16 protein-coding genes are annotated in these 16,060 nt (G+C 35.2%); 10 read left to right on the plus strand and 6 right to left on the minus strand.

Annotated elements, in window-relative coordinates; genetic code table 11:
• Nucleotides 1-326 precede the first annotated feature (326 nt).
• A complete protein-coding gene (locus K5Q13_RS08515) occupies nt 327-1,514 on the plus strand; it encodes an MFS transporter (protein ID WP_220741270.1) in 1,188 nt (395 codons plus the stop codon).
• 35 nt (nt 1,515-1,549) lie between these two features.
• On the opposite strand, the gene K5Q13_RS08520 is transcribed toward K5Q13_RS08515, so the two are convergent.
• On the minus strand, nt 1,550-2,323 hold the full coding sequence (locus K5Q13_RS08520) for a TIGR01457 family HAD-type hydrolase (RefSeq protein ID WP_220741381.1): 774 nt from the start codon (nt 2,321-2,323) through the stop codon (nt 1,550-1,552).
• Between the two features lie 299 nt (nt 2,324-2,622).
• On the opposite strand from K5Q13_RS08520, the gene K5Q13_RS08525 reads away from it, so the two are divergent.
• Together K5Q13_RS08525 and K5Q13_RS08530 are read left to right on the plus strand one after the other, a co-directional pair.
• Entirely contained in the window at nt 2,623-3,057 is a 435-nt protein-coding gene (locus K5Q13_RS08525; protein WP_220741271.1) for a hypothetical protein, read from the plus strand.
• Nucleotides 3,057-3,845, plus strand: a complete 789-nt coding sequence (locus K5Q13_RS08530) for a DUF6681 family protein (protein WP_220741272.1) — start codon at nt 3,057-3,059, stop codon at nt 3,843-3,845. Before K5Q13_RS08525 ends, K5Q13_RS08530 begins: the two co-directional genes overlap by 1 nt.
• A 3-nt stretch (nt 3,846-3,848) precedes the next feature.
• On the opposite strand, the gene K5Q13_RS08535 is transcribed toward K5Q13_RS08530, so the two are convergent.
• Nucleotides 3,849-4,298 (minus strand): GNAT family N-acetyltransferase, encoded by a 450-nt coding sequence (locus K5Q13_RS08535; protein WP_220741273.1) that lies wholly within the window; start codon nt 4,296-4,298, stop codon nt 3,849-3,851.
• A gap of 49 nt (nt 4,299-4,347) precedes the next feature.
• On the opposite strand from K5Q13_RS08535, the gene K5Q13_RS08540 reads away from it, so the two are divergent.
• The 5 genes from K5Q13_RS08540 to K5Q13_RS08560 all read left to right on the plus strand — a co-directional run bounded on the left by K5Q13_RS08540 (nt 4,348) and on the right by K5Q13_RS08560 (nt 10,066).
• On the plus strand, nt 4,348-6,558 hold the full coding sequence (locus tag K5Q13_RS08540; protein WP_220741274.1) for an LTA synthase family protein: 2,211 nt from the start codon (nt 4,348-4,350) through the stop codon (nt 6,556-6,558).
• 94 nt (nt 6,559-6,652) lie between these two features.
• The gene (locus K5Q13_RS08545) at nt 6,653-7,741 is read left to right on the plus strand and encodes a glycosyltransferase (protein ID WP_220741275.1); all 1,089 of its coding nucleotides are present in this window, start codon (nt 6,653-6,655) and stop codon (nt 7,739-7,741) included.
• 21 nt (nt 7,742-7,762) lie between these two features.
• Entirely contained in the window at nt 7,763-8,239 is a 477-nt protein-coding gene (locus K5Q13_RS08550; protein ID WP_220741276.1) for a MerR family transcriptional regulator, read from the plus strand.
• Between the two features lie 22 nt (nt 8,240-8,261).
• On the plus strand, nt 8,262-9,182 hold the full coding sequence (locus tag K5Q13_RS08555) for an RluA family pseudouridine synthase (protein ID WP_220741277.1): 921 nt from the start codon (nt 8,262-8,264) through the stop codon (nt 9,180-9,182).
• A 179-nt stretch (nt 9,183-9,361) separates the two neighbouring features.
• Nucleotides 9,362-10,066, plus strand: coding sequence for a GNAT family N-acetyltransferase (locus tag K5Q13_RS08560; RefSeq protein ID WP_220741278.1), 705 nt, complete (start codon nt 9,362-9,364; stop codon nt 10,064-10,066).
• A 48-nt stretch (nt 10,067-10,114) separates the two neighbouring features.
• On the opposite strand, the gene K5Q13_RS08565 is transcribed toward K5Q13_RS08560, so the two are convergent.
• From K5Q13_RS08565 to K5Q13_RS08575, 3 genes are all read right to left on the minus strand, one after another.
• Entirely contained in the window at nt 10,115-11,101 is a 987-nt protein-coding gene (locus tag K5Q13_RS08565; RefSeq protein WP_220741279.1) for a hypothetical protein, read from the minus strand.
• A 109-nt stretch (nt 11,102-11,210) separates the two neighbouring features.
• Nucleotides 11,211-11,897, minus strand: a complete 687-nt coding sequence (locus K5Q13_RS08570) for an ATP-binding cassette domain-containing protein (protein ID WP_220741280.1) — start codon at nt 11,895-11,897, stop codon at nt 11,211-11,213.
• Between the two features lie 2 nt (nt 11,898-11,899).
• On the minus strand, nt 11,900-12,172 hold the full coding sequence (locus K5Q13_RS08575) for a hypothetical protein (protein WP_220741281.1): 273 nt from the start codon (nt 12,170-12,172) through the stop codon (nt 11,900-11,902).
• A gap of 178 nt (nt 12,173-12,350) precedes the next feature.
• On the opposite strand from K5Q13_RS08575, the gene K5Q13_RS08580 reads away from it, so the two are divergent.
• Nucleotides 12,351-13,118, plus strand: a complete 768-nt coding sequence (locus tag K5Q13_RS08580) for a helix-turn-helix domain-containing protein (protein ID WP_220741282.1) — start codon at nt 12,351-12,353, stop codon at nt 13,116-13,118.
• A gap of 273 nt (nt 13,119-13,391) precedes the next feature.
• Nucleotides 13,392-14,954: an MFS transporter gene (locus K5Q13_RS08585; RefSeq protein WP_220741283.1), complete on the plus strand. Its 1,563-nt coding sequence runs from the start codon at nt 13,392-13,394 to the stop codon at nt 14,952-14,954.
• Nucleotides 14,955-15,058: 104 nt separating this feature from the next.
• Here K5Q13_RS08585 and K5Q13_RS08590 read toward each other — a convergent pair whose 3' ends face one another.
• Nucleotides 15,059-15,778 carry an MIP/aquaporin family protein gene (locus K5Q13_RS08590; protein ID WP_220741284.1) on the minus strand — a complete coding sequence of 240 codons (720 nt, stop codon included), beginning with the start codon at nt 15,776-15,778 and terminating at the stop codon, nt 15,059-15,061.
• Nucleotides 15,779-16,060: the final 282 nt, after the last annotated feature.

Genomic DNA, 16,060 nt, shown 5'->3' on the forward strand with positions numbered 1-16,060 from the left:
TTAGGGAGCAAGTTTCTAGGGAGACTTGCTTTTTTTGTGTTCAAGTAGCTGAGGGTGGGTTGGCGACCGTTGATTCTTGCCTCTTAAAGCCTATATTATCAACTCATTTGACAATTTTCTAAGAAAAAAACTTTGCGTAGCTTGTGAAAAAGTGGTATTCTAAAAATAACTGTTTCTCGTTTACAATATTTTCATGCAAGCGTGCGGTGTAAATTTGAATGAAGGTTTCTGAAAATGGACAGCATGAAAACATTTCTTCGATTATCGCCTTCACCAACGTAGTGTTTTTTTTTACTGTTGTGTTGGTGAATATTGAAGGATAACTCATGGAAGAAAAATTATTTAACAAAGGCTTTATCACAATTACGATCATTAATTTTATTGTTTATCTTGTTTATTATTTGATGATGGTGATTATTGCTGTGATGGCCCATAATGAACTACATGCATCATTTGGGCAGGCAGGGTTAGCATCAGGAATTTACATTATTGGTACTTTACTTGCACGTTTGATTGTAGGTAAAGAACTCGAACTAATCGGGCGTAAACGCATTGTACGCTGGGGCGTTATTTTTTACTTAATCACAACAATTGCATATTTGACAGTGCCTACGATTGTCACGTTAGATATTGTGCGTTTATTAAACGGTTTTGCTTATGGTATGACGTCAACAGCTTTGAATGCGATTGTCACAGAGTTTATCCCAGATCGACGTAAAGGTGAAGGAATCAATTACTATGGCTTGAGTACGAGTTTGGCTGCGGCTATAGGACCGTTTGTCGGGCTGCTACTTTTTCACGCTACAGGTTTCCGATTTATTGTCATGATGTCAATTGTTTTGATTGCTATATCTGTGGTTGCTCTGTTTGCAATTAAAATTAACAATGTTCAATTGACTGATGAACACAAAAAAGAATTAAAATCATGGCAACTTTCAAGTTTTATTGAATACAAGGTTTTGTTAATTGCTGTTATTGGATTTTTGATGGGCTTGTCATATTCGAGCGTTCTATCATTTTTGGCATCATATGCAGAAGCTTTGAACCTCGTCGCAGTTAGTTCATTTTTCTTTGTGGTCTATGCTGGTATTGTGACGTTAACACGTCCAATGTCTGGCCGCATTTTTGATCGTTTTGGTGAAAATTTTGTGATGTATCCTAGTTATGCGTTCTTAACAATTGGTTTAATAATATTAGGTATGACTAACAGTGCTTGGATGCTGTTATTGTCCGGTGCATTTATAGGATTGGGATATGGTACGTTCATGTCAAATGGACAAGCTGTAACGTTGAAATTAGTAACGAGTCATCGAATTGGTATTGCGCTATCGACCTATTTCATTGGGTTAGACCTTGGCTTAGGTGTTGGACCTTATGTCTTTGGTGTGTTACATGCTCAATTACCATTTAGGGACCTATACTTTATTGCTGCTGTTATCCCAGTTATATCGGCAATTCTTTATTTGATTTTTTATAAGCCAAATAAAAAAGCAAAAATTGAACAATTTGCTTAATAAAAAAGACATGTTTCACGTGAAACATGTCTTTTTTATATGACCCAATCATCAAGGGAATTCACTTCGTGTGTCGGCTTTTTGGGCAGGTTTTTAATTTGATCAGGTGTTGAAACACCTGAGTATACGAGTAGGGTATCAATATTATTATTAAGACCTGCTAAAATGTCTGTATGATAGTTATCACCTACCATGAGCACATCTTCCTTTTCAACTGACAAACGTTGCAACGCACCAGACATAATAGGGGATTCAGGTTTAGCAATAATGGTGGGTTGCACTTGTGTGGCGGCTTGAATGGCAGCGATTATTGAACCAGCACCAGGCATCATACCATTTTCTGTTGGTAAATTTGTATCATTATTAGTTGCTATAAATTGTGCACCAGATTGAATTGCAGTTGTTGCAATTGCTAGCTTTTGATAAGTTATCTCACGATCTAGACCAACGACGACAGTATTTGCAGATGCATCGTCAACGATTAAGAAACCAGCTTTTTTTAGTGATTCAATTAAGCCAGTCTCGCCAATAACATAAATTTTAGCATTTAGTGGTAGATAAGATGTTAAATAATCAGCTGTTGCCATAGCACTTGTGTAAACTTGATCAACTGTTGTCGGAATATTGTGATTGATTGTCAAATTTTGTGCTACGTCAGTAGGCGATTTAGTTGAGTTGTTTGTCACAAAAAGATAAGGAATTTTTGCAGACTGTAAACGTTCAACAAAGCGCTTTCCGCTTGGATACTTGGTTTTACCTTGGTAGATGGTACCATCAAGATCAATAAAATAGGCTTTATATGTCATTATGCTTTAATCTCCATTTAATTTGTGTCAACTATATTATATACATCAACAAGTGTTGATATCAAACAACGAATCAACGGACTTCTCTCCAATCTCAATCTCCCTAAAACATAAAATCTCCCTAAAATATTTTATAAAAAAATGTCCGCCCGCAAGCAGTTGCGGGTTTTCGTTGCATATAGGGGTTAATTTAGTGCAACTAATGATTGAAACAGGTAAAATGAAATAGTGTAAGTGAATTTAATTTCACGAACTATCTAATAAATCTTAACCATGACTCACTTAAAAAACTGGGAAAAATTATGTCTAAAAAATACCGAACACCACCTTTTTTAACCCCTTCCGCGATTGTATCACTTATTGTGGCAATTAGTGCTGGAAATTTGGTGGTCAATGTGGCAACAGGATCAAATGAGGGCGGACGTACTGCACCGCGCCAAAGTAGCATTGATTCATCAAATAATAACCCGACTAGTTCAGTTGTTACTAGTAATGCCTCGTCTTCTACTAATGATAAATCAAGTCAATCTAATGACGACTCGTCTGAGCAAGTGTCTGAGAATGATGATACTGCTAGTACTTCATCAGCAAATAGCAGTAGTGTAGCATCAGCTACGACTAGTGATTCACAAACATCGAGTAGTAGTTCAAGTTCGACGTCTGTAGTTGATCAACCAAGTGTGTCCACGTCAACGCCGGACACAGGAGCTAGTAGCGTATCAGGAGGTAACCAGTAATGTTCACTATTCTTGATTTAGTTAATCACTATTTGGGTTATTTCACAACTAGTACGAGGACAAAGGGTCGGATATATACTGCTGTTAGTGCCGGAGGTGTCTGGTATTTGTTATATCTAGCGTATCGATTTTTTGAGAACGGACGTTGGTTGCGAGGAACGTTTATCGCCTTGCTTTTTGTCTTGTTGTTATATTTTGTTGTGTTAAATGTCTTATATTATTTTACAAAAACAACAACTAAATGGGATATCTCTCCATACATTGAAAAAATACTGGGCGGACCACACTTGGAAGAAGAAACCAACCAACCAACTATGGTACCAGCTAATGGGATTTATCAGCGTCAAAATATTATGACAGGTATTATTGAAAGTAATATCACGCAACAAGAAAATATAACAGCTTTGGCATCACAATTAGACCAACTCGGCTTGATGAATAATGACTACGGGCATTTGGGTGAACAAGCCCAACGTCAAATTATTGCACAAAAAGATATCATATTTGCTAACCACCCAGGAATACTGTTACCGTATTTTGATTTGATAATTAAGGATGATGTGACTCAAATTATAGGTGGTATCAATCAACTTCAAGCACGTGAACTCGGTACATTAGCAATGGTTGGTATGACGCCAACAAAACAAGCACGAACGAATTACCGCTTGGCTTTGTCAGCAGTTTTAATAACTGGTGGGATAGGCCATGTTGCTACACGAACAACCTTAGATGTGGTTGAGCGACCGTATAAAATTCAGGTAGAAGTGGCGTATGAAAAAAAGAATTGATAGTTACTTCAATTCTTTTTTCATATTGATATGCATAATTCCTGCTTCTAGAAATTCAGATCCGTATGTTTGAAAATTCAGTTTTTCATAGAATGTTTTGGCCGTGATTTGTGCACCAAGTTCAAGTGTGTGGATATGGTGGTCAGGGTCAGAAGCAAGGGCTTCAATGTACGCAAGTAGCTGAGAACCGAGTCCCTGACCACGCATAGGCTTTAAGGTTGCTACACGCTGTATGTGCCAAATGCCAGGGTGTTCTTCGAGTACTCGAGCAGTAGCTACTGGAGAGCCATTGAGATAAGCAACGATGTGTGTTGCTGATTCCTCTGCAATTTGGTTATCGAGTTCATCACTGAGAGGAACGCCTTGTTCAAGCACAAAGACCGTTTTTCTTATATTTAAAGCTGCCTCGTGAATATCACCAAGGCCAATTTGATGTTTAATTTCTATTGTCATATTGGTATTATAGCAATATTTAGTACAAGGCGTAAAGGTTATTGGTATAATGAGAGTTATGAAAAATCGAGTAAAAAAAACTTTAAGTAATTTTTGGAAAAATGTCATTGCACCTAAAAATTGGCAGCGACAATTAAATACACGATTAGGATTCTTTACATGGGTTGTTGTCCTTTTAGTGTTGAAAACAATTTTAGCTTACATTGCTGATTTTGAATGGCTGCATGTGCAAGATCCCATTCAAGTGGTACTCATGTTGTTAAATCCGGTAGGATTTACAGTTATGTTACTAAGTCTAACGCTTTTTATCAAATCCAAACAGCTTTATTATGGCGCGCTTCTTGTTCTTGATGCTGTAATGACGTTATTACTTTATCTTAATGTGATTTATTTTAGAGAATTTTCGGATTTTATGTCTGTTAATACAATGCTTGGTTACAATACGGTTAATCAAGGGAGTAAGGCTGCAGGAGCAATTGCTTTTGGGATGCATGATTTTTTATTTTGGATTGATATTGTTGTATTAATTGTGTTGTTACTAGCACGTAAAATTCATTTTGATAACAAACAAGTCATGAGATTTAAACCTTTTCAGGTGTTTACAATTGGTTCCTTTCTATTGGTTGCCAATTTACTTGTGGCAGATATTGATCGTCCTCAGCTGTTGACGAGGCAATTTGATCGAGAATATATGGTTAAATATCTTGGAATTGGGCCATTTATGATTTACGATGCGATTAACACATACCAGACAGGGCAAGTTAGAAAGAGTGCAACGCCAGAGGAGCTCACACGGGTAAAAAATTATGTTGCTAAAAATTATGCAGATATAAATCCAGAATTCTATGGTAAAGCAAAAGGCAAAAATGTCATTGTTATCCATTTGGAAAGTTTTCAGCAGATGTCAATTGACCGTAAAATTAATGGACAAGAGGTAACGCCATTTTTAAATAGTTTATATCATAGTAAAAGTACCATGGCATTTGACAATTTTTTTCATTCGGTAGGCCAAGGAAAAACATCTGATGCTGAAAACATGTTAGAAACGTCTACTTTTGGATTACCTCAGGGATCGTTGTTTTCAAAACTTGGAAATGATCAAACATTTCAGGCTATGCCAGCTATTCTTAACCAACGAGCGGGTTATTCTAGTGCTGTATTTCATGGTAATTTAGGAACGTTTTGGAACCGCAATAATGTCTATAAACATATGGGATATCAAAACTGGGTATCAGCAGATTATTTTGATTTGACTGGACAAAAGGCGACAACGTGGGGGTTGAAAGATAAGTTATTATTCAAAGAATCTGTACCATATTTGGAAAATCTACAGCAACCATTTTATGCAAAGTATCTCACTGTGACAAATCATACACCATTCACATTAGACCGGGAAGATCGTGACCCAAACTTTGTAACAACGGATAGTGGCTCTAAGATTGTTGATAATTATTTTGTGACAAACCATTATTTAGATCAATCGATAAAAGAGTTCTTCGAATACCTTAAGAAGACAGGTTTATATGATAATACAATGGTTGTCTTGTATGGTGATCATTATGGTATTTCAAATACAGATGCTAAGTATTTAGCACCTATTCTAGGCAAAAATGAGGGCGACTGGAACGACTTAGATAATGCCAACTTACAGCGTGTACCATTTATGATTCATGTACCAGGTATGAAAAACGGTACAATCAATCATCAATACGGTGGTGAAATAGATGTAGCACCTACGATAGAACATTTACTTGGTATTAGTACTCGTCGCTATATTCAATTCGGACAGGATATGCTAAGTAAACAGCATTCAAATGTTGTGTTGTTTCGTAATAAAGATTGGATAACAGCTAAGTATGCAAGTTTATCTGGTCGATATTGGGATGTTAAAACAAACGAAATAATTACAAAACCTAGTCTGACATTGCAAAAAAAGTTTGATAAGATTCAGGCTGGGGTTAATGAAAAACTAGCAATGTCAGATAACCTCAATCAAAAAAATCTGCTACGTTTTTATACGCCAAAAGATTTCAAAGCGGTCGATGCTAGTCAGTATGATTACAGTAAAATTGCTACGATAAAACGCTTGAAGCGAGAGAATAAAACGTTAGGCAAGGATTCAAAGAGCTTATTTGCAAAAAATAGTGATCAGTCAACATTAAGCAAATATGTGACAGATGCACCGGAAGTAAACGATGAGACGACAGATACAACACGTCTGTTACCAAGAAATGCGGATGACTGGAGTCAAGTAGAATAACAACTGTTGTTAATTTGCCAATCTTGGGCTTTGATAGCCCATAGGTTGGCGTTTTTTGATACAATAGACTCAATGTTATGTGGAGGTCTGCAAAATGAAAATTTTGATTGCGTTAGAAAATATTGGTTTAGGTGGCATGAAGAGAGCCACAACGGTTGTTGGTAATGCATTGAGTTTAAGTCATGATGTGACATATTATAGTTTTTCTGATATTGAACCGTTTTACGATTTGACGGCACCATTAATTATTGGCGAAATGCCAGTAATACTAGATAGTAGTGCAAAACCATTTCAACGTTATAGTAAGCAGATTAAAGCATTTGAAGCTGTGGCTCAAAACTTTGATGTTGTTATTTTGGCAGGTGGTCTGTTATCTAGTTTTGCGGCGTGCTTAAATTTACCACATACACAGATGATTGGTTGGATGCACAATAATGTCCAGACCTACCAAACACAGTATTATTCTGCTATGCGCACAGAGTTTGATGATGGGTTACGTGCATTAGATGTGATTGTTGTATTAACAGAATCGGATTTGGTAGGATTTGAAAAATATAATAGAGTAGTTAAGATATGGAATCCATTAACTATCACGCCAAACGGTCATGCTGACTTATCTGTGCATACAATTGCCTTCACAGCCCGCATTGCAATTGAACATAAAGGAATAGATTTTGCTGTGCAACTGGCTGCAAAATTACCGTCAAATTGGCAATTAGCGATTGCAGGCAGTGGCACTGATACTGATATGAAGATGTTTAAGCAGCTTATATCAAGCAACCATGCGGAAGATAAAATTATTTATCGTGGTGCTTTGAAAGATGACGCTTTACGTGAACATTACCAAAATGCGAGCTTATTTGTGCAGACCTCGCGATGGGAAGGACTACCATTGGTATTGGTTGAAGCTATGAGCTTTGGATTACCAATTGTTGCAATGAAAAATACTGGCTCAAGTGAAGTATTGCAAGAAGGCAAGTATGGTATTTTAACGCCTGCTGCTGATATCGATGCACTATATCAGGCAATTAAACCACTCTTATTGGACGAAACGATGCGACAATTTTATTCTCAAAAAAGTTTAGAACGTGTGGAAGACTTCAAAGTAGAACCTATTTTAGAGCAATGGGAAATGATATTTCATCAACAAGTTGATTTGACAACTAAGTTGACCAGAATATAATATGCATGAAGGAGTCTATGAATGAATTCAGAATCGGAACCGCAGTCCCAATTTTCTAAGGTATTTAAAAATGCGACACTTGAAAATTTACAATTTAGAATTGGTGAACTAGCACGTATGACGGGTGTCTCTACGCGTCAGTTGCGTTATTGGGAAAAACAGGGATACGTCTCAGCAATTGTCCGTGATGATGGTCGAGAATCTCGACTATATGGTTTTCGTGCGTACATCAAAGTGTCAATTATCAAGCAACATTTGGATAATAAAATGTCATTGCACGATGCTGTTAAGTCAGCAAATGATCAGATTGAAAATGTTAAAGTTATTCAACATATTATGAAAAAATCATTTCAAGGTTTTGAAAAACATAAAGATAGATTTGCTATTAACTTAGGTTTTTTTGATGAAGCTGAGACGCAATTGCTTTATGTTTTTCTTGATAATGATCGTGTCAGATATCGGTTAGTAGACGTAGATGACAAACGTCTCAAGCAATAGTCCCAGTTAAGGAGTAAAAGTCATGGTATCAACTTGGACGTATCGATTAGTAATGACAGACCAGCAAGCTGAGCATACAATTAAACAGTTATTGACGCAGTGGCGGCTACCCCAACGCATACGCGGTGCATTACGTATTAAAAAAAATTATCGGATCAATGATAAGATAGTGCCAACTAGTTATGTTTTACAAGTTGGAGATAGATTATCACTTAAATTTGATGATGAGGATTTTCGTACGAGTGAGTCACACTATCAGCCAAACAGTACACAGCAGGTAACTATTATTTTTGAAAATGATGATTTGGTTGTAGTCAATAAACCAGCTGGTATGAAGATGCACCCGCATTCACCAAATGAAGATGATACATTGCTGAACTACTTAGCTGACAACTTTAATAAAAGACAACTAACTAGTGCAGAAAATACTGCAAAACCATATATGGTGCATCGCATTGATCGTGAAACTTCTGGTCTTGTTATTGTTGCAAAGAATCCAGTTGTTGTGCCCATTTTGAATCGCATGATAGCTGAAAAGAAAATCAAACGGATATATTTAGCGTGGGTCGATGGTAAAGTAGCGAGTCTGTCTGGTGTCATTAATGAACCAATTGGTATTGATGTAAACGATAGTCGCAAACGTGCGGTTAATGGTGTGAATGCACAACCTGCAATAACTCATTGGGTACGCGTTCATACAGTTTTTCAAAAAACATTATTGCGTCTACAGTTAGACACAGGGCGTATGCATCAAATTCGGGTACACTTAGCCAATATGAATCATCCAATCGTCGGTGATTCTCTATACAATACGACAAAGGTAACACATCGGATGCTACTACATGCAGCAACTATTGACTTACCGTTACCATTTGGTCAAAGGACAGTGATCGTTACAGCGCCTATCCCAAAGGATTTTCCAAGGCAATTATTGTCAGAATGAAACTTGTGAATTAAATGACCCAGTGACGAAATTGCCACTGGGTTTTCAGTATAAAAAAGTTGATTTTCATATTGCGTATTGATATATTGTATACTAAAAGATCTTATCACTATAGACCATATTTTGATAAAGCGGAACAGTTGCTGTAACCAAAAAAGTAAAAAGGAAACTTAACAGGGATGATAAATCAATATAATCAAACTATTGGAGATACTTTAATAAACTATACTACTGGTAAACTACCAAATGTGGATCAAATAAAAGGGCAATATAGCACTATTGAAAAGCTTTCATGCAAAAAGCATGGAAAGGATTTATACAATGTATTTGGTCCGCAGTCAAATGCAAAAGACTTCACTTATTTACCAATCAACCAGTTCGACAATTACAATGATTATATGGTGTGTCTAAAAGAATTTGAAGTGTCTACGGACCCTTATTATTTTGCTGTTATCGACAAAAAAACAGAAGCAGCGATTGGTATATTTTCTTTTCTTAATATTGACCCTAATAACAGATCAATCGAAATGGGATGGGTTCTTTACTCAGAAAAATTAAAACAAACCAGAATGGCAACAGAAGCACAGTTTTTGGCGATGAACTATGTTTTTGAGCAGCTAGAGTATCGAAGGTATCAATGGAAGTGTGACAGTCATAACAGTCCATCATACAGAGCAGCCATTAGATTAGGGTTTACTTTTGAAGGGACATTAAGAAACGCGGTAGTTTATAAAAATAGATCTAGGGACAGTCAGTTTTTTTCAATTATTCCAGAAGAATGGTTTGCTGTAAAACAAATGTTTACAAAATGGCTAGATTCTAAAAATTTTGACGATGAAGGGGCACAAATAGCGAGCTTAAAAAGTTTTTTTAGTTTAATATAGGAATTAGAAATGCAATTATTGGTTCATCTCTTTCTGATTAAATGAGCTTTATAATGTTTTTCGTTTATAGCTCATTATAGTACCAACTATAATGAGTAACACGGTCCAAGTAACTAAAATAGTTGTCAGTTTTTCTGTGCTGACACCACCATTGTTGACAAATAAGTGCGAAATCTCAGATTTTCCAATTATAATACGGTTCAAGTCTAAATAATTCATCGGTAACCAACTCGATATAATTCCTTTGGAAAAAATACTGGTATTTTGTGACGCAACCAAAACACCAATGATAATTCCGACTTGAGTTAGCGATTGTTTAACAAAGTGCACGATAATGAGTTGAAAAAATAGGAGCATAATCATGAGTAATAATGTGAGCAGCATCAAATGACCTAGATAATCCATACTACTTTGGTTAATGATGTTTTGTCCATTGACTGTAGAAACTAATCGTTGATTAAGGTTTCCTGAACCATTTTTTATCATCAGAAAAGTAAGTATAGGAATGAAGCTTGTAACAACCATGGTCATATAAACAGTTATGCTCGTTATTGATTTAGATAGTATTTTTTTCCATTTAGCTAAGGGTATCTGATTAATGAGTTTACGACCTATCTCACCATTTTCGGGAATATATAGATTAATAATAATTAAAATAAACGCCATTAACCAAACTATTGTGGGGATGTTTTCCCATAAGACATAGACCAAATAAGCGACTGCAGGCATTTGTTTATTTGGTATTGTGACGCGTTCTTTGTGCTTGACTGACCAGGACAATCTATCTATTTTCATTTGAATGGTGATAGGTTCATCACCTTGTAGTTGACCACTTTTGGTGGCTGTTTGTACAAATCCCCAATAGTTCAACGCTTTTTTTTCATATTGCTTGTTTTGTTGTAGCGCAGATACAACGTTTTCGGCATTATTGCTTATCCTTTTCATTACGTTCATGGTATTTTTGGCTTTTGGTATATTCTTCAAAGAATCATAACCTTGTTGAGCGGTTGCTTGCTCAATTCTATATTCAGACAATAATGCTCCCTTATCACTGCCCGGCAAGCTGAAGTAAGGCATGGTAGTTAAAATAACAAGGCCACATAGAACTATCCACATAATCTTCGAGCGTATAATTCGTTTATATTCAAATACGATTTGCGTTTTCATTTAAATCACCATAGATACTCTCGTAGTTTGCTTTCACTTGCAGAACGTCATTTGTATTTTGCGCATTTTTAACAATTTTGCCATTTTTTAAATACCAAAACTCATCAACAAACTGGCTTAGATTATCCAATAAGTGTGAACTTACAATCACAATTTTATTATCTTGTTTCAGTTGCAGCATAATATTTGAAATAATTGACATATTAACTTGATCTAATCCGTTTATAGGTTCATCAAATAACATAATGTCAGCATCAACAATTAAATAAACACCAATCATCACCATTTGTCGCATGCCTAATGAAAGTGCGTCGATTTTTTTATTTGTGTAAGTAGATATCTTTAACAAATCAATAATCAAATCGCTAGATATTTTTGAATGCCAGCTTTTAGCGACGTATTCCAGCATTTCTTTGACCGTTAACATCGGAAATAATGCATCTTGGTTTTCCAGAAAAAAAACCGTTGCATTATTTGAAAAGACAATTTGACCAGACTTAATCTCAACATCCCCGTTGATCCCTCGCATCAGCGTGGTCTTACCCGTGCCATTAGGTGCCACTAAACCAACGATTTGACCGCTTTCTAAATTGATGGACAATTCATTGATTACCGGTTCTTTAGAATTATAGGCTAATACTAGTTTTTTTAGAGATAAAGTCATAATTAATATACCCTGTAAATATAAGTTGTGAGAGTAGCATATTCTGTTGCGGTATTATCCGCTGTCACACGAGTTGTCCAAGTATATCCGTTTCTAACGGATAGTTCACGATAAGTTCTTGTAATTCGATCCACACCTGTATTTTTGTTAGTTGCTGCACGTACGGTGTTGAGTACTGTACCAATATACGATGCATTAGCTGTCTCAATTGGGGCTAACAAAAGTAAACTTAACATGCCGGCCATAATTATCGATGATATTTTTCTTTTACTCATAATGATCTCTTTTTTCTCACCACGAACAGTATTGTTCTAATAAAATTATTTTTTGTTGATTTTATTAGAACACTAAGTGATAATTAAATAATAACATTTTAATTTAAAGATAGACTAAACTGATTGATTTGAAAATAGATTATTGACTATGTATCAAATTTATAGTAAGAGAGATGAAATGGTAGTTGGCGATCGCATTTACATTTTGAGAAAAGAACTAGGATTAACACAAAAGAAGATGGCAGACGAATTGTTTATTTCATATCAGTTAGTGTCTAAGTGGGAAAGACATCTCGGTGAACCTACTACAGAAATGATATTACAGATTATTGATAGATACCAGTTACCATTTGATTATTTTATAGAATCCGGTAGAGATGAGCATGTGAATCAAGAGAAAGAAATGATTATCAGATCATTTATAAAATCCATGTTTGAGTCACCAGATATAATGCCTTCTCTCGTACAAGTTGCGGAATTTTCGAGTTTATCTCTAAAAGATGTTAAACAGCATTTTAAAAGCGTAAACGAAATAACTTACGAGTTGTTTGCTATTGTAGACAAAAAAATAAAATTAGAAGTATCCTCTCAAGTTGAAAATAGTAAAGATATCTTACAAATATTTATTTTTGATATGTCACCCATGTTATATGAGCGTCGAATAATATTAAATGTATTGTATACGCGCCCGTATATTAAGGATGCATGGACTCATTTTATTTCGAATAGATACAAAAAGCTCTTGTTAACGCATCAGAAAGTCGAAGTTGAAACAAAGTTAGATATGGCGTACTTGATCGAGATACTCATTGCTTTTATTTCTGTATGGTTAAAACAGTCTAATCCTGAACCTTTAGCAGCGTTTCAAAATCGCATTATACAACTAATTGGTGTTGATTTTACTAAATTGTTTGGTCGTCATAATGACGATACCTATTCATTTTGATACGAATATTGTTTTGAATTTAATTGATGGTTAATCTTTTTAAACTACAGCGTCTGTAACAAGAACTAGTCTGACACAAAAAAATAAAAAAGCATAAGCTGCAAAAGCTCTATGGTTGTTGAAACAATTGCCATAAAAAGTTTTTGCAGCTTTTTTGTATAAGGTTTGTAATTTTCCAATCCAATATTGTTAAGTTATCAAAAAAACTTGATACTATTATTAATAATGTTAATATAAATATTGTTAATAAAGTACAAAGCGGGGAATTTATTCATGAACAAAACGAAGTTAAAACTTTCAATTTTTGTCTGCGGCATATTCGTATGTATGCTTGATACAACAGTTATGAATGTAGCTTTACCAGAGATTAGTGTAGCCTTTTCTACATCTTTAAGTAATTTATCTTGGGCGTTAAACATTTACACGATATTGTTTGCTTCCCTGACTATTCCGTTGACAAGAGTTGCTGAAAAGTTTGGTATGAACAGGGTCATAATGTTAGGGTTCATTTGTTTTGGTCTTGGCTCCCTGATTTCAGGATTATCAAACGGGATAGAAATGTTGGTAATTGGGCGTGCAGTTCAGAGCATAGGTGCAGCTTTAGTCTTTCCGCTATCAATGACGCTTGGAATTAAATTGGTAGAAACTAATAAAAGAACTGGTGTCATTGCAGTATTAGGCGTTACACAAGGGCTCGCTGGTGCATTAGGGCCAGTAATTGGGGGCATTATTACACAGTATTTAACTTGGCGGTGGATTTTCTTTGTTAATCTGCCAATTGTTATTTTGACTTTTATGATTGGATGGCAGTTACTTAATTTTAGTGAAAGAAACGATGACATTCATGATTTTGATATTTTAGGATCGAGTTTAAGTGTCTTGTTCCTTTTAAGTTCGACAACCGTTTTAACACAAGGAAGGGCTTGGGGATGGACATCAATTGTTTCATTGATTTTTACGTGTAGTGCATTATTTTTTCTTATTACCTTTTTATTTGTTGAGATTAAAGCAAACAAACCTATGATTCCACTAAGACTATTTAAGAATAGAAATTTCATGGGTGCATCTGTTGTCATCATTCTGAGTAATCTGTTTTTAGTAGCTGTTACAGTTATTTTGCCAACTTATTATATCAGTGTTAAAAACTTTGATGCTTTAAATGCTTCATTTATGTTAATTCCGATTACTTTACTTATTTTCATCACATCACCAATTTCAGGCTTTGTATTAAACAATGTGGGACCAAAAATTTTACTGTCATTTGGATTTTTATTCATGTTGGTAGGGTATATTGGTTACACTTATAATGGTTTGAACAATCAATTGTATTCTTGTTTTTATGGTGCGTTTATAGGCGCCGGATATGGTTTGATTATAGGACCTATAACTGTCATTGCTGTTTCAGATTTCACTGGAGAGTTACTGTCTTCATCACAAAGTGTCATGGGCGTACTACGCCAGCTTGGTATTGTATTAGCAGTTGCACTTTTTGTAACAGGTTTATATTCAAATTTGAATAAAGCACAGGTTAAATCTGAAAGTTATATTTCCTCAACTGTATCAAAACTAAATGTTCCTAAAAAAATAAAACCACATTTAATTAAGAAATCTAATGAGGGTCTTAAAAATCAGAAATCATCACAAATACTTAAAAAACATACTGGTATTCTTGAAATTGATAGCAAAATAAATAAGGCACTATTTGATATAAAAAATAAGGCACAAGATAATGTGATACATGCCTTTAAACTTTTATATCAAAAAGCGATACCTTTTCTGGCAGTTACGATAGTTTGGACACTATTATTCTGGGAGAGCAAATTTAAGAATGAGTGATTATGCTACGCTCTATTTGAAAATTGAGACACAAAAAACCGATAACTTGGATATCATCCAAGTTATCGGTTTTTTCACATGATGTGAGATGTTTCTATATTTAATTAAGCTTCTTCTTTAACGTTTTTGTTGAAAAAGTTAGCTGCAAATGCGGCTAAGACACCACCGAGCAAGTTAGCCAAAATATAGACCCAAACATGACCCAACGCCTTGCCTTGTACAAAAATAGCAGGAGCTAATGCACGTGCAGGGTTAAATGCGCCACCTGTGATTGGTAAGGCAACAATAATCAAAGCTGCCAACCACAAACCGATGATAATTCCGGCAGGAACGTTAGCTAATTTTGTAACGATTGAGATTACCAAAATGAACAAGAATGTCAAAACTAATTCAAACAAGAATGCAGCCAATGTTTGACCATCCGCAAAGTTTGTTTGACCTAAGCCAGCTAAATTCACAAATTGTGATACTGACATTTTTTGTCCAGACAGTGCTTGTGTGACTGTAGGTGACTTTAGATAAGCTGCTACACCACCATAAACTGCAGCAGAAGCAACAATTGCACCAAACACTTGTGCAATAACGTAACCAACAAATTCAATCCATGTTAATCGCTTTTGAATAGCCATTGATAAGGAAACAGCCGGATTAAAATGACCACCTGAGATGTGACCAAAAGCATAGATTGCAACAGCAAGTGCCAAACCAAAGGCTAAAGCAACTGTTAAAGGTGAGGGTGTTGTAGCGGCTGAATAAACAACGCTACCAGTTCCAACGAACACTAAGATAAATGTTCCGAGGAATTCTGCGAGATACTTACGCATGAATATATTCTCCTTAGTATATGTATAAATTGTCAATATATACTATTATACACTTTTAGATTAAGCAACTGTTAAATTATCAAAAAATGTTAAACTCTTAAAAAAATTAAGATGATATATAACAATTGGTAATTTGTAATATTTAGAGAACAAAAAGATAGTAATTTAAGGTATGATGTGATAATATTATTCAAGAAAGCGCTTACAAATAAATGAGTTTTTTTATAGTTAAACTGACTTACGGCGGTGCTTAAATTCATTGAGAAAACAGATTGGAGATAA

It is taken from the genome of Leuconostoc miyukkimchii (genome assembly GCF_019656055.1).
Taxonomy (GTDB): Bacteria; Bacillota; Bacilli; order Lactobacillales; family Lactobacillaceae; genus Leuconostoc; species Leuconostoc miyukkimchii.

Coding starts and splice junctions, on each gene's coding strand:
- K5Q13_RS08580 (WP_220741282.1), top strand. CDS start 12,351: ATGGTAGTTGGCGATCGCATTTACATTTTGAGAAAAGAACTAGGATTA.
- K5Q13_RS08550 (WP_220741276.1), top strand. CDS start 7,763: ATGAATTCAGAATCGGAACCGCAGTCCCAATTTTCTAAGGTATTTAAA.
- K5Q13_RS08540 (WP_220741274.1), top strand. CDS start 4,348: ATGAGAGTTATGAAAAATCGAGTAAAAAAAACTTTAAGTAATTTTTGG.
- K5Q13_RS08545 (WP_220741275.1), top strand. CDS start 6,653: ATGAAAATTTTGATTGCGTTAGAAAATATTGGTTTAGGTGGCATGAAG.
- K5Q13_RS08590 (WP_220741284.1), bottom strand. CDS start 15,778: ATGCGTAAGTATCTCGCAGAATTCCTCGGAACATTTATCTTAGTGTTC.
- K5Q13_RS08535 (WP_220741273.1), bottom strand. CDS start 4,298: ATGACAATAGAAATTAAACATCAAATTGGCCTTGGTGATATTCACGAG.
- K5Q13_RS08515 (WP_220741270.1), top strand. CDS start 327: ATGGAAGAAAAATTATTTAACAAAGGCTTTATCACAATTACGATCATT.
- K5Q13_RS08555 (WP_220741277.1), top strand. CDS start 8,262: ATGGTATCAACTTGGACGTATCGATTAGTAATGACAGACCAGCAAGCT.
- K5Q13_RS08570 (WP_220741280.1), bottom strand. CDS start 11,897: ATGACTTTATCTCTAAAAAAACTAGTATTAGCCTATAATTCTAAAGAA.
- K5Q13_RS08560 (WP_220741278.1), top strand. CDS start 9,362: ATGATAAATCAATATAATCAAACTATTGGAGATACTTTAATAAACTAT.
- K5Q13_RS08575 (WP_220741281.1), bottom strand. CDS start 12,172: ATGAGTAAAAGAAAAATATCATCGATAATTATGGCCGGCATGTTAAGT.
- K5Q13_RS08585 (WP_220741283.1), top strand. CDS start 13,392: ATGAACAAAACGAAGTTAAAACTTTCAATTTTTGTCTGCGGCATATTC.
- K5Q13_RS08530 (WP_220741272.1), top strand. CDS start 3,057: ATGTTCACTATTCTTGATTTAGTTAATCACTATTTGGGTTATTTCACA.
- K5Q13_RS08525 (WP_220741271.1), top strand. CDS start 2,623: ATGTCTAAAAAATACCGAACACCACCTTTTTTAACCCCTTCCGCGATT.